General features: G+C 36.7%; 17 protein-coding genes. 7 read left to right on the top strand and 10 right to left on the bottom strand.

Annotation, left to right across the window (positions count from 1 at the left end; genetic code table 11):
- Nucleotides 1-8: 8 nt before the first annotated feature.
- The 3 genes from J576_RS10900 to J576_RS10910 all read right to left on the bottom strand — a co-directional run bounded on the left by J576_RS10900 (nt 9) and on the right by J576_RS10910 (nt 8,818).
- A complete protein-coding gene (locus J576_RS10900) occupies nt 9-4,892 on the bottom strand; it encodes an RHS repeat-associated core domain-containing protein (RefSeq protein WP_002053701.1) in 4,884 nt (1,627 codons plus the stop codon).
- Between the two features lie 12 nt (nt 4,893-4,904).
- Nucleotides 4,905-8,054 carry a type VI secretion system Vgr family protein gene (locus tag J576_RS10905; RefSeq protein WP_025467994.1) on the bottom strand — a complete coding sequence of 1,050 codons (3,150 nt, stop codon included), beginning with the start codon at nt 8,052-8,054 and terminating at the stop codon, nt 4,905-4,907.
- Nucleotides 8,055-8,254: 200 nt separating this feature from the next.
- Nucleotides 8,255-8,818, bottom strand: a complete 564-nt coding sequence (locus J576_RS10910) for a TetR/AcrR family transcriptional regulator (RefSeq protein WP_002053716.1) — start codon at nt 8,816-8,818, stop codon at nt 8,255-8,257.
- A 689-nt stretch (nt 8,819-9,507) separates the two neighbouring features.
- Here J576_RS10910 and J576_RS10920 point away from each other — a divergent pair.
- The 3 genes from J576_RS10920 (at nt 9,508) to J576_RS10930 (ending at nt 11,682) form a co-directional block, all read left to right on the top strand.
- Nucleotides 9,508-10,755: a serine hydrolase gene (locus J576_RS10920; RefSeq protein ID WP_002054499.1), complete on the top strand. Its 1,248-nt coding sequence runs from the start codon at nt 9,508-9,510 to the stop codon at nt 10,753-10,755.
- Between the two features lie 135 nt (nt 10,756-10,890).
- Complete coding sequence (locus J576_RS10925; protein WP_002054498.1) at nt 10,891-11,235, top strand: hypothetical protein; 345 nt, start codon at nt 10,891-10,893, stop codon at nt 11,233-11,235.
- An 18-nt stretch (nt 11,236-11,253) separates the two neighbouring features.
- Nucleotides 11,254-11,682 (top strand): GNAT family N-acetyltransferase, encoded by a 429-nt coding sequence (locus J576_RS10930; protein ID WP_002054493.1) that lies wholly within the window; start codon nt 11,254-11,256, stop codon nt 11,680-11,682.
- Nucleotides 11,683-11,777: 95 nt separating this feature from the next.
- On the opposite strand, the gene J576_RS10935 is transcribed toward J576_RS10930, so the two are convergent.
- The 3 genes from J576_RS10935 to J576_RS10940 form a co-directional block, all read right to left on the bottom strand.
- Complete coding sequence (locus tag J576_RS10935) at nt 11,778-12,236, bottom strand: hypothetical protein (protein ID WP_002054486.1); 459 nt, start codon at nt 12,234-12,236, stop codon at nt 11,778-11,780.
- A 251-nt stretch (nt 12,237-12,487) separates the two neighbouring features.
- Nucleotides 12,488-12,682, bottom strand: coding sequence for a hypothetical protein (locus J576_RS19745; protein WP_002054484.1), 195 nt, complete (start codon nt 12,680-12,682; stop codon nt 12,488-12,490).
- 156 nt (nt 12,683-12,838) lie between these two features.
- Nucleotides 12,839-13,789, bottom strand: coding sequence for a 3-hydroxyacyl-CoA dehydrogenase NAD-binding domain-containing protein (locus J576_RS10940; protein WP_002054494.1), 951 nt, complete (start codon nt 13,787-13,789; stop codon nt 12,839-12,841).
- Between the two features lie 244 nt (nt 13,790-14,033).
- Between J576_RS10940 and J576_RS10945 the strand changes: the two genes are divergently transcribed.
- Nucleotides 14,034-14,732, top strand: a complete 699-nt coding sequence (locus tag J576_RS10945) for a DUF1826 domain-containing protein (protein WP_002054490.1) — start codon at nt 14,034-14,036, stop codon at nt 14,730-14,732.
- A gap of 241 nt (nt 14,733-14,973) precedes the next feature.
- Nucleotides 14,974-16,002 carry a MerR family transcriptional regulator gene (locus J576_RS10950; RefSeq protein WP_033855597.1) on the top strand — a complete coding sequence of 343 codons (1,029 nt, stop codon included), beginning with the start codon at nt 14,974-14,976 and terminating at the stop codon, nt 16,000-16,002.
- A gap of 77 nt (nt 16,003-16,079) precedes the next feature.
- Here the strand turns inward: J576_RS10950 and J576_RS10955 are convergent, their stop codons facing one another.
- The gene (locus tag J576_RS10955; RefSeq protein WP_002054492.1) at nt 16,080-16,292 is read right to left on the bottom strand and encodes a cold-shock protein; all 213 of its coding nucleotides are present in this window, start codon (nt 16,290-16,292) and stop codon (nt 16,080-16,082) included.
- A 754-nt stretch (nt 16,293-17,046) separates the two neighbouring features.
- On the opposite strand from J576_RS10955, the gene J576_RS10960 reads away from it, so the two are divergent.
- On the top strand, nt 17,047-17,769 hold the full coding sequence (locus J576_RS10960) for a type 1 glutamine amidotransferase (RefSeq protein ID WP_002054503.1): 723 nt from the start codon (nt 17,047-17,049) through the stop codon (nt 17,767-17,769).
- 225 nt (nt 17,770-17,994) lie between these two features.
- On the opposite strand, the gene metC is transcribed toward J576_RS10960, so the two are convergent.
- The 3 genes from metC to J576_RS10975 all read right to left on the bottom strand — a co-directional run bounded on the left by metC (nt 17,995) and on the right by J576_RS10975 (nt 20,657).
- A complete protein-coding gene (gene metC, locus J576_RS10965) occupies nt 17,995-19,176 on the bottom strand; it encodes a cystathionine beta-lyase (RefSeq protein WP_002054497.1) in 1,182 nt (393 codons plus the stop codon).
- A gap of 240 nt (nt 19,177-19,416) precedes the next feature.
- A complete protein-coding gene (locus J576_RS10970) occupies nt 19,417-20,145 on the bottom strand; it encodes an AAA family ATPase (RefSeq protein WP_002054502.1) in 729 nt (242 codons plus the stop codon).
- 41 nt (nt 20,146-20,186) lie between these two features.
- Nucleotides 20,187-20,657 carry an Lrp/AsnC family transcriptional regulator gene (locus tag J576_RS10975; protein WP_002054496.1) on the bottom strand — a complete coding sequence of 157 codons (471 nt, stop codon included), beginning with the start codon at nt 20,655-20,657 and terminating at the stop codon, nt 20,187-20,189.
- Nucleotides 20,658-20,834: 177 nt separating this feature from the next.
- Between J576_RS10975 and J576_RS19750 the strand changes: the two genes are divergently transcribed.
- Nucleotides 20,835-21,097: transposase (locus J576_RS19750; protein ID WP_171072082.1), on the top strand; the 263-nt coding region annotated here is incomplete at its 3' end.

Consider the following 21,097-nt stretch of genomic DNA (forward strand, 5'->3'; position numbering starts at 1 on the left):
ACGACCTCTTAATAAAATTGCCCTATTCGTCCACGATTTAATCCAACTACCCTACCATTTGTTTTTGGTAGTTGGAACATTTTAGCATTTGCCCCTGATTCAGCTAATTTTTCACGATTTGCCTGTAGTACATTTCTAATTTCTGTTTCAATTTGCTTAATTGATAGATTTGGGCATAAAAAAGACTGTGTACTTTTAATTGAGCCATCCCAATATTCAGGGTGATGTCGTTTTAAGATATGTGTCATGGCTGCTTTGTCTAAAATATATGTATTACTTCCAAACTGATATCTCTTTGTTTTGAAACCATCTAAAGCATTCACTACATTTGAATGCGGACATGTTTTTTTAGGAGTCCCTTCTTCTGGTTTCGCTGATCCTTGCTTTTGCTTGCTGCTAGTTTTTTGCAAGCCAAGTGGATCAACCCAACTAATTGAACTTGCAGCATATTGATAAACATTTATTCCTCCCCATAACCCAATTGGATCTTTACTTACAAACCGTCCCACATACGGCGAATAATAACGATAGCGATTGTAATGTAACCCTGTCTCTTCATCGAAATACTGGCCTTGAAAACGGATATTATTTGAAATAATTTCACTATTTTCGAAGAAATTGGACTTGGCTCTCTCTGCTTTACACTCACCCCAAGCTTTATATTCAGCTTTCCAAATAATTGCACCTGTATGGTCAGTCATTTCTTGAGGTGTGCCTAAATGGTCGCAGTGATAGAACCATACATCATCAAACTCTTTACCCTGTTTTTCAGTTTTCCAAAGCGGGTCTCGGTGTATGTTATAAGCTCTATCTGACCAATCTGGAGTTTGGTGCAATTCTATTGGACTTAAATAAACAGCTTGTAGCATCGGTACAAAACTATCTTTTTCATAGATGTAATGCTTGGTCAATTGCTCTGTGGACTCATAAGCAAGCGTATCGCCATCCCATCCATAAATGATGTTCTGCTCTTGACCTGTATGGTGATGTTTACTCCGCTTTTGAATACGGCGGCCTAATGCATCATAGCGATATTCTGCCGTATATTGACTATTACGGCTCTTCACCATACGGCCATAGACATCCCATTCAAGGTTTAAATCACCTTGGCTCGTTTTCTGTCTTACGAGTTGTCCATAAGCATCATATTGGTATTGTTGATCTAAATATTCTTTAACTACGTTATTAACCAAACGATTATAACCATAGCCTGTTTCATCTAGCTTTTGTGAGTGGCTTTGAGCCTTCTGACTATGATACGAATCTAGAATGTTACTAGCAGGGTCAAAGTTAAACGTTTCTTTTCCAAGTTTACTGCTCGCTTCAAGTAAACGCCCTACAGGATCGTACTTATAGGCAATATTGCCACGGCGTGTATCTCTAATTGCCGTTAGCTCACCTGTTTTATCATATTGATAAAGTCGCTGTACCAGTTGACTGGTCTGCTCTAATGCATTGTTGTGCGGCTTATATTGGTTTTGATAGCCATTTTCATGTTCACTTAACATGATTTGGCTTTTCAAACGACCTGCTAAGTCATATTGCTGTTCCTGACTCACTCCATTGGCATAGTGACGTGCAATTTCTCGGTGTAAGTCATCACGCTCAAAGCTAACTAGGTCTTGACCATTCACGATTAAACTTTGTACATGACCGCTACCATAGGTCAACCAGTCAATAACCTGCCCATCTGGACGAGTTGTTTTGATTCGATCATTAATTTCATCATATTGGTGTTTCCACACCGCGGTTTTATTAATTTTATAATCTTGCTGGTGTTCTTGTACTAAATTGCCAGCCGCATCATAAAACCATTGTAAATTGCTTTGAGTATTTTTAGCTTGAATGATTCGCCCCATATAATCATAGGCAAATTCTTCAGTCTGTTTTTCTTCGAGTTCTAAACTATAGTGACCATAACCCGCAGTACGCTGTTCTAAACGCCCCATACTGTCAAAGATAAATTGTTGAATTCGGTCTTTCGGTGCAGCTCGGTCTTTGAGGTCTTGTCCATAAGCAGATGCAACTTCAATACTGGTTGCCAGTTGGCCCGAGTTTTCATCATAGTGGTATACCGTTTCCTTACCATCAAAGTCGATTTCTTTAATTAAACGCCCACCAAGGTCATAAAAAAATTGATAACTTGCACCATTTTCATTAATGAGTCGGGTTAGACGTCCCAATCGATCCCATTTATATTTTAATTTGTGGTTTAAAGCATCTGTACGAGACAGAATTAACCCCGCCTCATCATATTCATAGCGAGTGATGTTCTGTTTAGGATCTACATGTGCCAGTAAACGCCCTTCCGCATCATGAATGAAGTGTTCTTCTGTGTCATCAGCATGTTTGATCTTTTCAAGTTGACCAAAAGCATTCAGAGGTAAACCCTTTATAATTGGTTCTCGATTTTCTAAAGTAAGTTCAGTATAAAAATACTCAACTTTTTGTTTTAATGCATTTTCAATGCTTATTACACGACCACGCTCATCATATTGCCACTTAGTCTCTTTACCTGAACAATCTGTATAACTAATCAAATTCCCTTGATCATCATATTTAAGTGACTTACTTTCACCTTTAGCATCTATAATGGAAGTGACTAAGCCCATGGCATTGTAAGCATAAGCAGTTTCATGCTTAAGTGGATCAATTTCTTTGATCAGGTTTCCAGAACCATCATATTGCTTAAACCAACGTCCCTGTTCGGCATCAACCATACCAGTGAGTTGATTTTTTTCATCATATTCAAAATAACTTGTCGCACCATCATCTTGAGTTGTAGTCAAGACATTACCGCGCTCATCATAAGTGTAAGAAGTTTTCGAACCGTCTTTAGCAATATGGAGCGTTATATTTTTCGCATCATCTCGAAAGAACCACTCTTCAAAATTATCAGGATAAACAATACGGTAAGTATAGCCATCTATATCGTAGTAATGTTCAGTGCTATTCCCTTCAACATCCAATACTGTGGTTTTTCGGATATTTTTATCCCACTCCAGCTTTGAAGCACGACTAGCATTGTCGGCCCATTCTTCAATGGCTTTTGAAGTAGGTAAAATACCATCCCATTTTAGGTTCATCCCACGATGAGTAAGATCTGTATAACGTGTAATTAAGTGATGGATATATTGATAATAATAAGAAGCTGCAAATTCATTTGTTGCCTGAATCAAATCACCTTGTTGATCATAATCATAACTTGCCAATACACGATCTAATTGGCCATTTTTGATGGTCCAAATATCGGAAACCAAACCTTGCGGAGTTAATTGCAAAGCTAAATGAGCTAGTAAATTATCGTCCTGTTTAAATAAAATGTCCGATAAAATTGTTTTATTATCGATAGAAACATGGTCATAACGTAAAGCGACTTTGAAACCATTTTTACGTTCAATATAAGATAGACGATAGTCCTCACCATATTTTTCATAATAGCGTTTCTCGTCCTCACCGTAGGCAATTAAATGAAGCTCATCTGATAAAACTGTATAAGTGTATTGCTCAATCGGATCATAAATACTTTGACCTTTCTTTAGGTCAGGCAGATTGATTGCCCGACCATCTAAACCAATGTATTCAAGCCCATTTAAATAGTCTTTATGGTCTTTTTTCTCTGGACTATATTTAAATTTACGAGAAATTTTTGTGGTAAATGGAGTAACCCAACGTGCTCCAAATATAGCGTCATCCATCTGGTAAAGGTTTGAAACATAGGTACGGCTAATGCTGTCCTGAATTATTCCACCAAGTTGTGCATCGACATGGGTAAAGAACTCGGTACCCATTGCAAAGGTAATTGAACCACCAGTTCCGCCCATACAGTTTTTACACTGATTGGCATTATTCTCGGCATGAGCTTGTTTATTTGATTTGTCAGTCGCAGTTGATGGATGAGTTGCATTGGCCTTTGTCGTTTCTTTGGCCTTAATCTGCGCTTTCTTTTGCCGATGTTTTGCGGCAACCATTCCCATAATGCTAAATAGCCAACCAATAGTCCATAAAGTATTAGGGTCACTTAAACCATTTACTTTTCCTTGAGCAACTTGTCCGATAGATCTTATTTTTGTACCTAAAGCTAAAATTTTAGCTCGTGTTTCGGTGGAAATTCCTAAATTGGCTAGGTTGACATATCCTTTACCCACAGTCTTTGCAACGTTTTCGGTAGCATATTTTGCATTATTTACTACACGGGTTCCATCAAGTTCAAATATTCCTTTTATAACTCCTAAAGACTGCTGGCCTGCACGCTTAAGGTTTGGAAGACCATCTAATGAACCACTGACTAGTTTTTTTAAGCCAGTATCAATGGCATTTGTTAATGTGATAATCCAGTTGCCAACGTCTTTTAGAACCTGATTAAGTAAACTTTGTCCTTCTTTAGCAAATTTTTCTAAAGTCCCTGCTACATTTTCAGCAATGATAGTTGTTAAAAATACACTTGCACTGTCTTTAAAACCGGTACTTAAAGCTTTTTTTACTTCTTGAGAAGTTAACGTTTGTTTACCTAATTTCTTTGCTTGTGCTTTGATAATTTGTTCTGATTCATTCTTTACATAAAATAATGCTGGTCGTGCTACACCACGAATACCCAGACTAATAGATGGGATCGGTGCCAATCCAATCACATCAATTCCTAAATTTAACCAATCAAAAATTTCAACTTTATCAATACCTTTATTAATCATACTTATGATATCAATAATGATATCACCAACAGCAAAGGCACTACCTAAAACAGGTACATTTCTACAGATTGTCTCTAGTCGGTCAACAGTAACAATACCATCTGTATATTCCCTAAACCATTTATCAACTTCTGCCTTTTTTGTTGTTAAATCTTTGGGACTAAAAGTATTTAAAGGAGCAACGACTGAATTTTGTGACATGTTCTTCTCAAATTATACAAACGTTTCAAATGGTGATTGGATTTTTGTTATTGCTGTTTTGTTAGAACCAGCTTGAGCTAATCGTCTGAGTGGATTACTCTGCTGACTTGCAGGCATAAAGCTATTTTGACTAACAAATGATTGAGTTAACTTAGATCCATCACTCCCCCCTAAAATCTGTTCCGTCGCCATTGGTAGCAATGCTTTAGCACCTTGATCTTTAATTCTTTTAACCGATTCAATCTTTTGCTGCACAGATTTCACATTGCCAGCAAGTTGACTTAGCTTTTTAAAGTCATTTTTCAATGTTTCGGTTAACCCTTTACTGCCAGATGCAATACCAATGCTTCCTTCTACATCATTTTGATTTGGCCACTCTACCTTGCGTTTAAAATCACTTGCCTCATCCCAAGGATTACGAGGATCTGGGTCAAACAGAACCTTTACCGAACCTGTTGCTAAACCAGAAACACGAGCAAAACCTTTATCGTCTAGCTTTCCATTAACAACTTTGCCTAAATTATCAGTTACGGTATAACCAGCTCCTTTGACAAAAGCTCCATGTGAATAGTCATGCAAAAGCTCAAGTACACCTTGTGCACGTTTTGGTGGTGGTGGCAAACTAGATTTAATACTTGCCGATGCTCCCCCCATAAACACATGCTGTCCAGCCTTCACTTCAAACTTACCGCCAGTGACAGGGAAAATGCCTGAACCATTAATCTTGATTTGAGAACTACCGGCTGTAATAACAATTTCTTTAGAAGCACTAATTTCAACTTTGTCTTCTGTGGAAATAATCTGGATGCCTTTACGGGCAATTAAATCTGCCCCATCACCTTGAGCTTGTATTTCAACCTTTCCTTTGCCCGCATACAGCCGTGCTCCCTGTTGCGCTGCAAAAAGGCTAATCTTATTTTGAGCATGTGCAATCAGGTTCTTTTGAGTGCTTATATTAATGCTGTCGCCGGCACTTTGGCTTAACTGGCCATCTGCGCTTAGGTGTATGTCTTCATTACTCGCTACCGCAATACTGTTGGGTGCAGTTAATACCATCAAGGCTTGCTTGAAAGCAGCCGCTTTGTCTTTATCTTGCTGTTCAATCTGTTCTAAGAAAGTTTTTAAATTATCTAATACTTCCAATGGGTCAGTTTGCTGGTTTTTAGCCACTTCGCTAAGTGCCTTAGCATTATTAAGACCACCTTCTATTTGTTGTTTGGCATCGGCTGCGTCTAAATGTGTGCCTTGAGCTTGGTCCTGTTTATGAGTGGTAATGAGTAAGCCTTTACCTGCTCTAACAGCACCCCACTGGTCAGTTCTCAGTTCAAAACCTTCACCACGACCATCACTTTCCGCTTTGTCTTTTGGATGGCTTAAGTTACCTAAGTTTAACTGACTAGCCGCATGGCTACTTTGTAGCTGAGCACTAATTTGTCCAGTCGTATCATCAAGACGTAGCTGGTTAAAACCTTTGCCACCTACTTCTTCTGACCGAATACCACTCAGCTTTTTAGTGTCAGGTAGATGTCCTTTCTGGTCAAACTGGGTCGGGTAGCGTTCAGCTTCATGAATACGTCCTGCCACAAATGGTCGGTCAACATTACCGTCAAAGAAATCAATCACAACAATTTCACCGACACGTGGCAAGAAGCGTGCCCCATAACCTTTTCCCGCCCATGGGGTTAAAACATCAACCCAAGCCGAGTCTGTGTCATTGTCATTACTTCCTGCTCCACCATCATGGCGGTGGTCATCAGCTCGGGTAAACAAGAAACGAACTTTAATGCGTCCCCACTGGTCAACATAAATTTGCTCACCTTCTGGCCCAACTACACGTGCACGTTGTACAGAGGCTTTAGGCCGATGTTGCAAAGGTTGATACGCAGGAACAACTTTAATATTACGGCGTTGTAAAATCAGTTCATTACCTTGGCGCTCATCTGTTTGACTCGCTTGCCAATGGCTTTGTTGAACTAAGGCTTGAATTTGCTGGTTTAAATCTTTGGGTAAGTTATTTTGGTTGTAATAATGCTTACCAATGATCAGAAACTCTTTATCCGCACCGTCATGAAGATCAATTTCAGGGTGTTCATTAAGTTCAAACCAATAGCCGACTTGTGTATCTCTTACTGTGGTTTTAGCAATAAACTGTTTAGACTGAGCATCATAATAAGCACTTAGGTTCTGATTGAACTTTTCAAGTTGTTGATTACTTGCTGAAGTTGCACCATCTTCACCTTTTAAATCTTGCATCCATGCGGGACTAAAGTGCCATGCATCTTCAAGACTTAAACTTTGATTGTCATAGTTAGAGCTATGCTGATGTTTACTTTGTACACTACCAGCCCCATCTGTTTGTTCTAATACATCTGATTGCCAACGCTGCACAAAAACAGAAGTCGGCTGCAAACTACGGTCAGCCTTTAAGCTGGTCATGCTATCAAATTGTTCAGTTGCATGACTTCGATGGTAGCGAATCGTTCTTCTTGTTAACGCTTGATATTGGTTATTATCGTCAATAAGACGTAATTTTTGTGGCTGAATATGGTCCGTATTGCTCGGTACAGTAAGCTCAGCTTCATCAATGAGCCAGTTAATGCCTTCACTACGCCATAAGCGGGTTAAAAAATCATAGTCACTTTCATTGAGCTGCATCACAAAAGGACGGACATCATAGGTCTGTTTCAACCCACTCAAATCTAAAGTCAAACTAGATGCAAATAATGGACTTTTCCCCTGCCATTCTTGAAACAGAATTTCACTAATTTCTTTCACACTCTTGTTCATAAACACACGACTGTTTCTGCGTTTATGCCAGAGATAAGTTGGATCACTTATGGTGAGTTTATATAAGGTTAGAGCACCATCACTTTGCCCCTGCGATGCTCCAGTAATAATACCTGTAGTACGGAAAAGACTGCCTCGATCTGTTACCTGATCAACAGCAACCTGCACCCCAATAAATGTCTTGAGTGAAATATGCGCATTGGTTGATAAACAAATCAGCTCGGCTGTTGTACCCTGATTAAGATAATGTTGCCCATCTATACGTTGTAAAAAAACCTGACTATTCAACGATGCATCTGAAAATTGGAGATACACCGAACGATGTTGTGAGAGAAAACCTACGCTCTCTAAGATTTGGGAAATATTATTAAACATTACATTTTTATAAATTGGGGTCATAATCAACTATATTTTATAATAAAATATACAGAACTGTCTATTTTATGCTATTGCAAAATAAGTTTGCACACTCATAAATGACATTCAATAAATACTAAATTAATGGCGAGCACTACTCACCTACAATACTCATAGCGTACTAATCCTGAACTCTGCCATTAATCTAAACAATTCATTTATCTTAAACAGATAGGCTTAAAGAAACACTCCACCGCTGCATCCCTGTTCTCTACACTGTCTGTACTTAAAAACTCAAACATTAAGCCATCTATTAAGTTTAAAACCATGTCGGCATCGGGTTTTAACACACTCATTTCTAAGCTAAAAATCAGTTCAAAAATTTCACGGGTCAGCCATTTTCTATACTCAACTGCCATACGGTAAGCCTGCGGGTAAACCACTTTAATTTCAAAAAAAGCCTTAAGTAATAAGTGGTACAGGCTGTTAGAGTTAACATGTAAGACCACGATTTCTTTGAGCTTATCAATGGGTGTGCGGTAATGGCTTGAGTAAATAATGGCGAGTACTTCTTCTTTAAGCAGGCTTTTTTGAAAGGCAATGCACATTTCAATCAGCCCTTCTTTTGAGCGAAAATAGTTATATAGCGTCGCCTTGGGTACTTCGCACTGTTTGGCAATCAGATCTACACCTGCGGTGTGAAATCCATAAGTGGTAAATAAACCAATAGCCGTTCGAATAATGTGTAGTTTTTTGGAAGAGATTTCTAAATAATTTGGCATAGTTTTACCGTTATAAATTCTTGTTGTTTCTAAACGAGATACTTTTTTTGGGAGAAAAAAAGGCACAGCAAAGCCGTAAAGACTGTGCTTGGCACATCTCAAGTTTTATTGTTGATACAAATTTTTGAGCCGTAATGACTTAAAGTCTGAAAACCCAAAAGGCTATCAAACTGTTTAAAGATGATTTAAGTGGTGTCGTTATAGCTTTTGGCATAGGCTGCCAAGAAATAATGGATGTGCAAAGCCAACTCCTTTTTATTGGGAGTTCTGCCAGACATTAAAATTATGGTGGCAGAACGAAAGGGGGTTAGCAGACTGGCCGAAAAAACCCAGCACACCCGAAGGTGTCCCCCTCCCGTTCCGCCGCAGAGGGGGCACGAGGGTTCGTCACTAAAAGATTGCTCTTTTAATGCTTTTCGGAACGGTCTGCTAAAACCGACTGGCAATGTGGCCAGCAGGCAAAGAATAGTGTCCAAGTCTCTTGCCGTCAAGCACACAAAATGACATTTGCTTTAAATTAGATCATTAAAAAAGTAAGGCTAAATAATTTAGCTTTATTATTAAAATTTGGTTTATAAAAGCGAATAAATTTATATAGATATATGATTTTTGATAGGTCAAAATGAACATTTATTTTTAAAGACATTTATAAAAAATTATAGATGAGACCGAGTATAAGAGGACATTGAATGAAGAACTTTCTAACTAAGAAAATGTACGCGTCTAGAGCTTTATTTTTTGCTGTAGGCGTTATGGCTTTAAATGTGTCCCCTATTGTTGTTTCTACTGCTCATGCAGCAGCAGAACAAAAAATAGATACTTTATCTAGTAAGCTTTCATCAATTTTTGCAGATAAACCCATAGAAACTTCTTTATTTAGCCCTCAATTTTTAGGACAAGTTTCCATAACACAAATTCAAAAAATCGTTGATGATTTAAAAGCCTCTTTAGGCACTCTTAAAAGTATTAATGTTTCTAACGGTTCAGGAACGATTGATTTTGAAAAAGGAGAATTACCTGTTTCAATTAGCTTAGATCAGCAAGGGCAAATTAGTACCCTTTGGTTTAGCGCACCTCATTTTAAGACAGTAAGCTTAGATGAAACAGTCAAAGGTTTACATGAAAATGCGGTGGGTAAAACTTCTCTTTTAGTTGTTGTAGATAACAAACCTGTCGTCGTTGAAAATGATAAAACCCCTATGGCTGTAGGTTCGACTTTTAAGTTAATCATTTTAAAAGCATATGAAGATGCTATAAAAAAAGGCGAATTAAAAAGAGAAACTATTGTTTCTTTAAAAGAAAAAAATCGCTCATTACCAACAGGAGTTTTACAAAACCTACCTGCTGGTACACCTGTAAATCTCGAACTTCTCGCGCAGTTAATGATACAAATTAGCGATAACACAGCGACCGATAGTCTTATAGAGGTATTAAAAAAACCTCGCATAGAAGCGTTGTCACCTAAAAACTCTCCTATGCTGACCACACGAGAACTATTTCAACTGATTGATTCGAGTAATGAACAGCTCAGAAATAAGTTTAAAACAAGTACAAAATCGGCTCGTTTAGAAGTGCTCTCTGAGCTAGATAAACTGCCATTACCAAGTGTGAGTAGCATTGGAAAATCGGCTACTTGGCAAGATGCTGAATGGTATATGTCAGCCAATGAGATTTGTCCTCTTCTTGAAAGTGTTCAAAATGCCCCTGCTCTGAACAGTTCTTTAAACCCACTTTTTAAAAATTTAAATTGGCAAAAAATTGGTTTTAAAGGTGGTTCCGAATACGGCGTGATTAACTTTTCAATGATTGGAAAAACTCAAAAAGGCCATAAAGTTTGTGCAGTATTTACCGCAAATGGAAATGAGCCACAACCTGAGTCAAAACTAGCAATATTATTTACAAGCTTACTTCAAGCAGTTGATTCTATAAATCCTTAACTATAAAGACCCATCATGACTAGAAGACTTTTGGTAACGCCTTATGATGGGTTGTTTTTGATTTGGAGTTATTCAGGCATTCGCGTACAGTAGTTGTGGAGAAATTTATTATTAAATAAGTAGTTGGTGATTAAGATGTCATTAATTATACCCGTAGCAGTGGATGAGGGAGCGCTAGAAGTTCTTTGGTATAGCCTTTTTGAAAATATTGAAGATATTATTCAATGGTGGAAAGAGCAAGAAAGTATTGATATATATAAATATAAGACTGACTTAGAAGCTGCTGAGGCTATTCTATCAAATGGCAAAATAGTTACTGTTAAAACAGAAGAGCAATATGATCTCTACTATGCAATAAGTGCAAAAACAGAAACTGTAACGCTCATGATCGACACTGACTATACCTCGTGCTTGTCCTATAAGGGAAAAAAGTATTTCCATAAAGGAAAGCTTCATTTTTTACCTCCTCCTTTAAATTAATGGTACTAAAAAAATATCATGGAAATTTCATTAAGACTTGCTAACGCTGCCGATCTCAAAGCTATAAACGAACGTTATGCCGAGGTTGATTTTGTACCATCCCATGAAGATGAACTTATTGTACTAGCTTCTATTGGCGAGAAAACTGTTGGTCAAGGTAGAGTTGTCTCCATTGATTCGAACAGCGGTGAACTCGGTGGAATTTATGTTTTTCCTAGCAATGAAGGGTTAGGAATTGCTCGTAAAGTGGTCGATTTTCTAATTAAAAACTCGGAATTTTCCAAGCTTTACTGTTTACCCTTTGCTGAACTGGAAGGCTTTTACGGATCAATGGGTTTTAACCCTGTAAAAGATATGGTTCAGGTTCCCAAAGCTGTACTCAAAAAACATGAGTGGTGTAATAGTAATTACGACAAACCAGTTTTACTTTTACAAAGAAGTGAATGAGGTAATACCCATAAAAAAAACCGCCCCAGAAGGCGGTCGCTGAGTATAACCAGCAGGTATATAGAAGTATGGTGGACGAATACTTCTATATTCTTTTATGAAGGAGCTTTATTAGATTTCATAAAATCTTCAGATTTAAAATAATTAATGATCATATCTGCATGCTCTTCTTTTGGAGGAGCAACTGTCACAGGAAGTGATTCTTTAGACATTTTAAATCCGTGTGGGATTAACTGTGAAATTGGCGGGAATTTAGGTTTTCCTCCTTCTGTAACCCGCTCAATAAAACTGGCTAACCAGAGTAAATACTCTCCTTCATTTTCAAACTTTGGCATTACACTTACATCAACTTTAACCTTGCACTCACTAAGCGGTTTAGTTAATTGCTCATCAAAATCGATATAATTAAACTTAAGTTTGAATTCAGTTCCTTTAATGGCCTTACGAATCTGACTGATTAAACAATTCAGATTTTGTGTAAGGTCATTGGTGAATAAGTCATCTTTTTTAATATTCTTATAAACCTTTTCAGCCACGGCTAAATATTTTGGCATTTTTAACCTCCTCAATCTCAATTGTTATAAAGTTTTGATCTTAAAATGATTTATGGTTCTGATTATGGTGAAACAAATGTTAAGGAGTGAAATGTTATTATTGTTGAATGTAAGTAGTTAAAGCTTTCTGTAAGTTGCACCAAAAAAACACCGAAAAAAATTATGGTTTTGTTAAATCCTCCGCAATATTTTTTAAATTATTCTCTTCTTTTGAAACATTTATTTTCAATTAAAATTTACCATTTGATAAATTAATACGATCTCATTTGCTGATCGCGTCTTACTAGTCCTAAAACTGATCTACGCACCCTAATTTCTTCTTCAGAAAAGGGCAGATGTTGTTTCAACTCATCAATAGAAAGAGAATTATTTTCTATTAAAAAACAGTCTTGTTCGGTCGTCCATTGAGAAACTACCGATTCAGTTTGCTTGTAGTAACGTTTCATATGTCCTAGTAAATTGATGAGGCTAAAAAGCTTATAAATAGAACAGGCTTTTTAGTTTTCGAGCAGAAAGAAGAGTAAGAATACTACCGAAATACACAACAATATAAAAGCCAAACATCACAGTAAAGCATTGTTTGGCACCTGTTAAAAATTAGCTTAATCCAACTTTAATTGCTGTCTCAGCTTTAAAATATCGACCAGACCTTTATCTCTTTTTTGAGATAAGTCGATATGTTTATAGTGGGTTAAAAGCTCTTTTGTTTGTGTTTCTAGCATCTCTGTAGTTTCATCAGAATGCTGAAACGCCTGCATATCATTCCACCATTCGGTCATAGGTGGCCCTAAGTGATGAATTGCCTCTTTAAAACCCTTCTGGTTTGCAAGTTCCATATTTATATAAGGGCCAAATAATGCCCATCTCAGCCCTGGCCCACTGGTAATTGCGATATCAACATCTTCTGCTGAACACACACCTTCTTTCACCAGTGAAAATGCTTCTCGCCATAAAGCTGCTTGCAAACGGTTTGCAACATGACCTTTTACTTCTTTATTTAAAATAATCGGATGCTTACCCAAACTTTGATAAAACTCGGAAGCTTTCTTTAAAATTTGCGGATCTGTTAATTTTCCACCGACTATTTCAACCAAAGGTAATAGATGAGGTGGGTTAAATGGATGACCTAAAAAAATACGCTCCGGATGAGTTGCCTCTTTTTGAAAATCAGAAACTTTTAGACCAGAAGAACTTGAGGCAATCCACGTTTTTTCTGGACAATATGACGTGATGTCTTGATATAACTTTTGCTTTATGTCCAAACGTTCCGGTGCATTTTCTTGAATAAAATCGACATCGGTTACTGCATCTTTTAGGTTGTTATAAAGCTCTAGATTTGACAAAACGTCTTGTAAATGACGGCTAGGTTGCGTTTGTAAATCTAAATCGCTTAAATCTTTCAAATTTGCTTGTAGTCTTTTTTTAAATAACTGTTCATCTATTGGGTAAGGATCATATACCTTTACTTTAAAGCCTTTATATAAAAATAAAGCTGTCCAGCTTGCACCAATGACACCGACACCAACCACACCAATTGTTTTAATTTCTTCCATATTTTCCTCGCGAACCTATTGCTTTTAAAACTTCCCTTTTTGACTTATCCAATTATAAAAATGTCGACTTCTCATCTTTTCTCAGTTCATCAAAGCCATTTTATAATAGGTAAACTGAAACTAAAGATCATATATTTATTGTACTTTTCTTGCATTTCAAATGCTGAAATTGTGGTTGAGCATTACAGCTCTATAAGCGCTAAACGTGTATGATTAGCAGGTTTTTGAGCGATTTAACTTTAATATGACCAATACACTTTCTGAGCACAAACAAGTTGAAGTGGTAACTACTTTTGCTGAACTTGTAAATACACAGTTTCAGGGGGATAAGAACGCTATTTGTTGGGCCAGAAATTTGGCAGGCGACTTTAAAGAAATTGTGGCAAAACTTCAGTTAAAAGAAAATATTACTGAAATTTCTATTGAAGATTTATTAGCACTGCCGCTTTCAGAACAAGGTGATTTGGCTCGAGACATTATTTTAAAGGACATACAGCTCTTAACTAATATAGGTGCATCACCTGTACTGAACTTACTTAAATATTATGAGCGTGATGATGAGCTAGATTTTATTTCAACAGATGTCTATTCATTTCACGTTGATCGCTCCCCTATTGAAACCGATACGTTCTTATGTACTTATCACGGTGCAGCTAGCGATATTGTGCCTAATGATCAAGTTGAACAAAAAGTTTTAATTCCAGAGATTAGAGAAAAGCTTAGAGCTTTACACGACGGGTCAGAAGCCGAATTTGAAAGCTTTTTAGCAGAGTATTTCTTTGATTTACATTATCAGCCTAAACCCAATGCACAACCTATAAATTTAGGTACGGGACACTTGTGGCGTTTGGCGGTAGACCATCCCACTCAAAAGGTTTTACCGTGTGTGCATAGAGCACCTGTTGAAAATGACGGTGAATATCGGTTGCTACTCATCTGTTAATTTCTGACATGTTGCTAATTTTAAAGACTTAAATATCTGTTCTTTCATTATTGAATTGGCTTAAAGTCAATTTATATTAAAAAGGATTTCTAATTTCCCGTCGTTCAGTCCAATAATGAATAAAATAAATTTGAATATTTACTAAAGCGAAAAAAATTAAAAATTATGATTTAAAGTAGTTGACCCTCACGTAACGTAAGCCCCTAGCATAAAACACGCCTAAGGAAGAAGGAGCAAAAAGATGCTGTTAAAAGTTGGTGAATTGGCTAAGCAAACAGGACTTACTGTCCGTGCTCTTCATCACTATGACGATATCGGTTTACTTCAGCCTTCGGTCCGTTCCGATGCTGGTTATCGACTATATACCCGTAAAGACATTACCCGTTTGCATCAGATTCAAGCATTACGGGGACTGGGAATGTCGTTAGCCGAAATCCATACGGTTCTTGAAGACCCCAATCTTGCACTTCTACCAATTATTGATCAGCAGATTCAAGCAATAGATCAGAGATTGAACGAGCAAAAGAATTTGCGAAATCAACTCAGCAAATTGAAATCCCAACTTATAAGTGGTGAAGAGCTTGGATTGGAGGATTGGCTAAAAACACTGGAGCTTATAGCAATGTTTGAGAAATATTTTACAAAAGAAGAGCTTGAAAAACTTACTTTCTTACAAGCAGGTACTAAAAGTCACCAAGAGTGGCAAGAATTAACACTGGCAGCAAATGCACTATTTAATGCAGGTGAACCATTTAACAGTGAAGCGGCTCAAGATTTAGCACGAAAGTGGATGAAAACTCTTGAGCATAATACGCGGGCTAACCCAGAATGGCTTGTTAAATTAAATACCATAAATTCAGCCGAGCCTGAATTTCAGGAAAAATTAGGGGTAACACCCGAAGTTGTTGAGTTTTTACTTCAAGCATTTTCTGAAAGTAAGCTGAGTATTTTTGCCCGTTATTTATCTGATGATGAGTTTAATTTTCTAAAAGAAAATTACATTCGTGAGATGAAAAAATGGCCTCAATTATTGGTCGATATTGAAAAATTGATTGATGCCGAGGTCAAACCAGATAGTGAAGGTGCGCAGCGTTTAGCAAAACAATGGCTTGCTATGTTACAAGGGGATGCTGGCAATAACCCAAGTACTCAAGCAAAAATTCGTACTGCAATGCAAAATGAACCAAGCCTTGCTGACGGTACTTGGCTCAAACCAGTTACTCTACAATTTCTGGAAAAAGCCGTAGCAGCCTTAATGCGTAGTGCTTAGTTATAAGGAAAAGCTAAATCTTATTGACAAAAAAAAGCCCTCTTTAGAGGGCTTTTTTATTTATTCTACAGAAATAATTACTGTGGAATAATGTTAGTAGCGCTAGGGCCTTTTTGACCTTGTACAACATTAAAAGTCACACGTTGACCTTCATGTAAAGTTTTGAAGCCAGAAGATGCGATTTCTTTGAAGTGAGCAAAAACGTCTGGACCTGAATCTTGTTGAATGAAACCGAAACCTTTAGTTTCGTTGAACCACTTAACTGTACCAGTAGCTGTGTTGTTAGACATGATATACATCCTATTGAATTTTAAGAACTTAAAGTCATGAGACATGACGGGTTTAACTTGGAAAAAATAACGAATTGAGCTTAAGATCTTAAAAACGGAGGATTATGAATAAAGCTTCGATACTAAAAGAGGATTTACTAAACTAATAAGTCTTTTTTCTAGTTAAGCTAATTATACACTAAAAAATCACTTATACAAACATTTTATATGAATTATTTATTACGGTTATTCTAAATATTTGTTTACATCTGTACAAATAATTACACATTATTATCTAAATATATAACATTTTATTTGTTATAGAGACTTTTAAAAAATGATATTTATAGTCATTTGAAAGTTTGATTTACATCCCCGGTATTTATTAATTACAATAACTTAGGCTATCCATCCGCCCACCTCAATAATATGCATTAATATTATTAATATTTAGATCTATTCCATATCTTTTCATTTCACAAATATAGGGCAAAATAATAATCTTTTAAAACTCTATTAGAATAAATATAAATCACATTAAATTTAAAATAAAAAATTCTAGTCTTTAATATATTTTAACCAATTCCGTTAAAACTATGTTTAAAACATATAGGCTCCTGCCAAATTTATTTAATTTAAACACTCCCTACTCTCACTGGACCATATAACTTTAAAAAACTGGATGTATTCATTAGACCATAGGCTTCGTAACCTATAGATGGCTTATATCTAGCAATGAATCTATCACTACACTCTTTAAATTTTGAGGACTATTATGCGCCTACATTTTATTGTTCATGAAGACTTTGAAGCACCGGGTGCATATGAAATTTGGGGGCAAACTAATAACTTTGAAATGACATATTCAAGAGTGTATTTAAACGAACAATTACCCTCTACAGTTGAAAATATTGATTTTCTTATTGTGATGGGTGGTCCACAAAGTCCTGATACGACAGTTGAAATGTGCCCTCATTTTAATTCGCTCGCAGAACAAGCTGTCATAAAGAAAGCTATAGAGGCGAATAAAGTTGTGTTAGGTATATGTTTGGGTTCACAACTCATTGGTGAAGCTTTAGGTGGTCAATTTGAACATAGTCCTGAAAGAGAGATTGGTAAGTTTCCTATCATGCTGACTGAGTATGGTGTTAAAGATTCTCTATTTTCACACTTAGGAAAAATGACAGAAGTTGGCCACTGGCACAATGACATGCCCGGGTTAACAAGCAATGCCAAAATTATTGCTTTTAGTGCAGGTTGTCCGCGGCAAATCGTGGAGTATTCGAAATTAGTCTATGGCTTACAGTGTCATATGGAGCTAACGCCTGAAGTCGTTGAACTACTTATTCAACACTCAGCAACTGAACTCGACCAAGCCCCTGCTTATAAATTTGTTAATACCCGTGAGGAATTGAGAAATCATGACTATCAAGAAATGAACCAAAACTTGTTTATTTTCCTAAATAAATTAAAAGATAAGTATTTAAAACTTAACTAAATCATGGCAAAGCCCTTTTAATAGGGCTTTCTTTCATAAAATTAGATGATCTATAAATTTTAAATTCCATTTTGCACCGCCAGTAAACGAGCATGATATCGCAACAACAAAATCCCAAGTAATAGATGGTCGCTATACTGATAGCCAAGGTCTAACAAAATGATAGCGTCAGTCACACATGAAGCAGCTGACGTGCAGAAAGTTAGCTTTTAGGTTTTAAGACGGCTATATAACACTTTCAACACGCATTTGTTCTGCACACTGTAGGGCATATTGCAAATCTTTTTGTAAATCGACCACCGATTCCAGCCCAATATTTAAGCGCACTAAATAGCCATCTTTAGGTAAATTGGTATGGGTTCGATAAGCTTGCCCAACAGGTAATATCAAACTTTCAAACCCTCCCCAAGACAAACCAATATGAAATAATTGCAACGAATCAAAGAATTTTTGCACATATGAAGGTTCAGATTCTTTTAAGTAAAAAGCAAATACTCCAGATGAACCATCAAAATCTCTCAACCACAAATCATGATAAGGACTTGTTTCTAAAGCAGGATGAAGCACTTCTTTAATAGCCGGATGTGTTGCTAGAAATCGGGCAATAGTTAAAGCACTATCTTGATGCTGCTTTAACCTTACCGCCAAACTTCGCAAGCCACGCGATGCCAAATAAATGTCGTCTGGGCTTGTAGTTTCACCAAACAAATGTCCAGTTTTAGTGAGTTGTTCGTATGTTTCGGCATTTGCAGTAGCCACGCCCATGAGTATGTCAGAATGGCCACCAATGTATTTGGTTACAGACTGAATAGATATATCAGCACCGTGCTTTAAGGGTTGAAAAAGTAACGGCGTTGCCCAAGAGTTATCGACTAATACTTTTGCGCCGTATTGATGACTAATTGCAGAAATTGCCGCAACATCACTCAATTCAAATGTCATTGAACCAGGTGACTCAATAAACACCGCAGTGGTACGATCATTAATTTTTTCGGTTAATGCTTCAAGATTGGTAGAGTCAAAATATTCAACACTTACCCCCATTTGGACCAATATATTGTCAGCAAAATTTCGTGTTGGACCATAGATATTATCGGCAATCAAGACATGACTATTTGCCTCTACACAAGCGATAAGTGCATGTGTACATGCCGACAACCCAGATGGAAATACCATACTACCCGCACCGCCTTCAAGCGCACTGATTGCAATTTCAAAAGATTTAGCTGTTGCGGCGCCGAAACGGCCATAATGTCGATATACCCCACCATTTCGCTTAAATTCTTCCCACTCACTAAAGCTATTTACAACAATAGTAGAACCACGAAAAACAGGTGTGTTGACTAGACCATCAAAACGCTCAGGTGTTCGTCCTAAATTAATGACATCTGTACTGAATTGATTCACTTTTATATTCCGAGAAACATATCAACTTTATTACCAATTCATGATAGTGAGGTTTCAATGGATATAAATTTTAATTTTTTCTACTTTTTATCTTAAAATTAGATTTATATTTCCTATTTTTACTTAAAAATAGAATTTAAATCCGATATTTATTTCTTAGGGTAAAATATTATTTTATAACGCTCTATGCATTGATCTACTTGTTGTTCGAACTAGCTGTTATGAAAGGTACTTCTCACACTATCCTTCATCTATGATTTGCTGGATACGCTTTTGGTAATTATTTAAAAAATCATGTGTCACACGGAAATGTTCCGTTTGTTCATACTGGATTTCACGAATCCCTGTGTCAGAAAATTGATAGATTTTAGCGTTAGGGTAAGCTAGTAAAATTGGGGAATGCGTTGCAATAATGAGTTGTGACTGGTTTTTGCATAATTCATGAATAGCCGACAAAGCTACAAATTGCATGGTAGGTGAAAGAGCAGCTTCAGGTTCATCTAATAAATAAAGCCCCTCACCTTGTAATTTATGGGTGAGCAACTTTAAAAAACTTTCACCATGTGAACAAGCATGGATATTGCCACCATAACTTTTTACATAGTTCAATTCATTCATATATGTGCCAATATTGTAATAACTCTCAGCTCTTAAAAAATAATAGTCTTTCGGCTTTTTAAAGCTTTTAATCATTCTTAAATACTGAAATAAATTTGATGAACTACTGGCTGAATTAAGCCGCACGTTTAGAGTGCCGCCTTCTTCGGAAAAGCCAAGTGCCAAAGCGATGGCTTCCATAATAGTCGACTTACCAGAACCATTTTCGCCAACAAAAAAAGTAACGTCTGGATGGAAGGTTAATTGTTCAATATCATTAACGGCTGGTATCGAAAATGGATAAATTGACCAGTCTGCCTGCATATTTGCTTTAATTTGTACCGAACGTAAATAAGGTTTAGCTTGTAGCATTTTGGCTGGTCCTTAATTTTTAATAGTATCTTCAGTTTTTATTAGAAAAAATTTAAAGGAAGTTCTGTCGTATATTTAATTTGCTCCATGGCAAAACTCGAACTCACATCAGCCAAACCTTTAATTTCAATTAATTTTTTATAAACTTTATCGTATTCAGCAACATCCGATACGGCGACTTTAAGTAAATAATCTGTTTCACCTGCCATTCTATACACTTCAATCACTTCATCTATGTTATAGATATGAGAGTGGAATTTCTCAATCCACTCAATATTGTGTTGTGCAGTTTTAATAAACACCATCACAATCACATTAATGTTGAGTTTTTTACGATCTAGCAAAGCGACTTTTGCACGAATAATACCTTCTTCTTCCATCTTATGTATTCTGCGCCAGCAAGCCGTATTGCTTAATCCCACTTTTTCAGCAATATCACCGATTGCCAATGTGCAGTCCTTCTGTAGAAGATCTAATATTACACGGTCATATTTATCTAAATTTAACTTCATACCTTTAAGCTTCTCTGCACAATGTATTTGCAATAAATCAAATCAATAAACAACATATTAAATTATTATTCTAATTTTAATAAAAAGATATTTGCCCTACATTTTAAACAATCACCTTATATTGGCTTTGTTGCACAAAGCTGTTCTTAAGGGCTTCTTCAGCAATATAATTTTCAAATGAAGAAGCCTACACAAAAAATCTACCGCACAACCAATTGGCCCGCATATAACCGAGCTCTCATTAATCGTGGGAATATTGCCATTTGGTTCGATCCAAAGACCCAGTGGTATGCACAATCACAAGGCAAGCATGGTCGAAATCAAACTTACTCTGACACCGCTATTCAATGCTGTTTAATGATCAAATCTTTATTCAGACTCTCTTTACGTATGGTCACAGGTTTTGTTCAAAGTCTGATTAACCTTTGCGGATTAAATTG

The organism is Acinetobacter sp. 766875 (assembly GCF_000582055.1).
Taxonomy (GTDB): Bacteria; Pseudomonadota; Gammaproteobacteria; order Pseudomonadales; family Moraxellaceae; genus Acinetobacter; species Acinetobacter nosocomialis.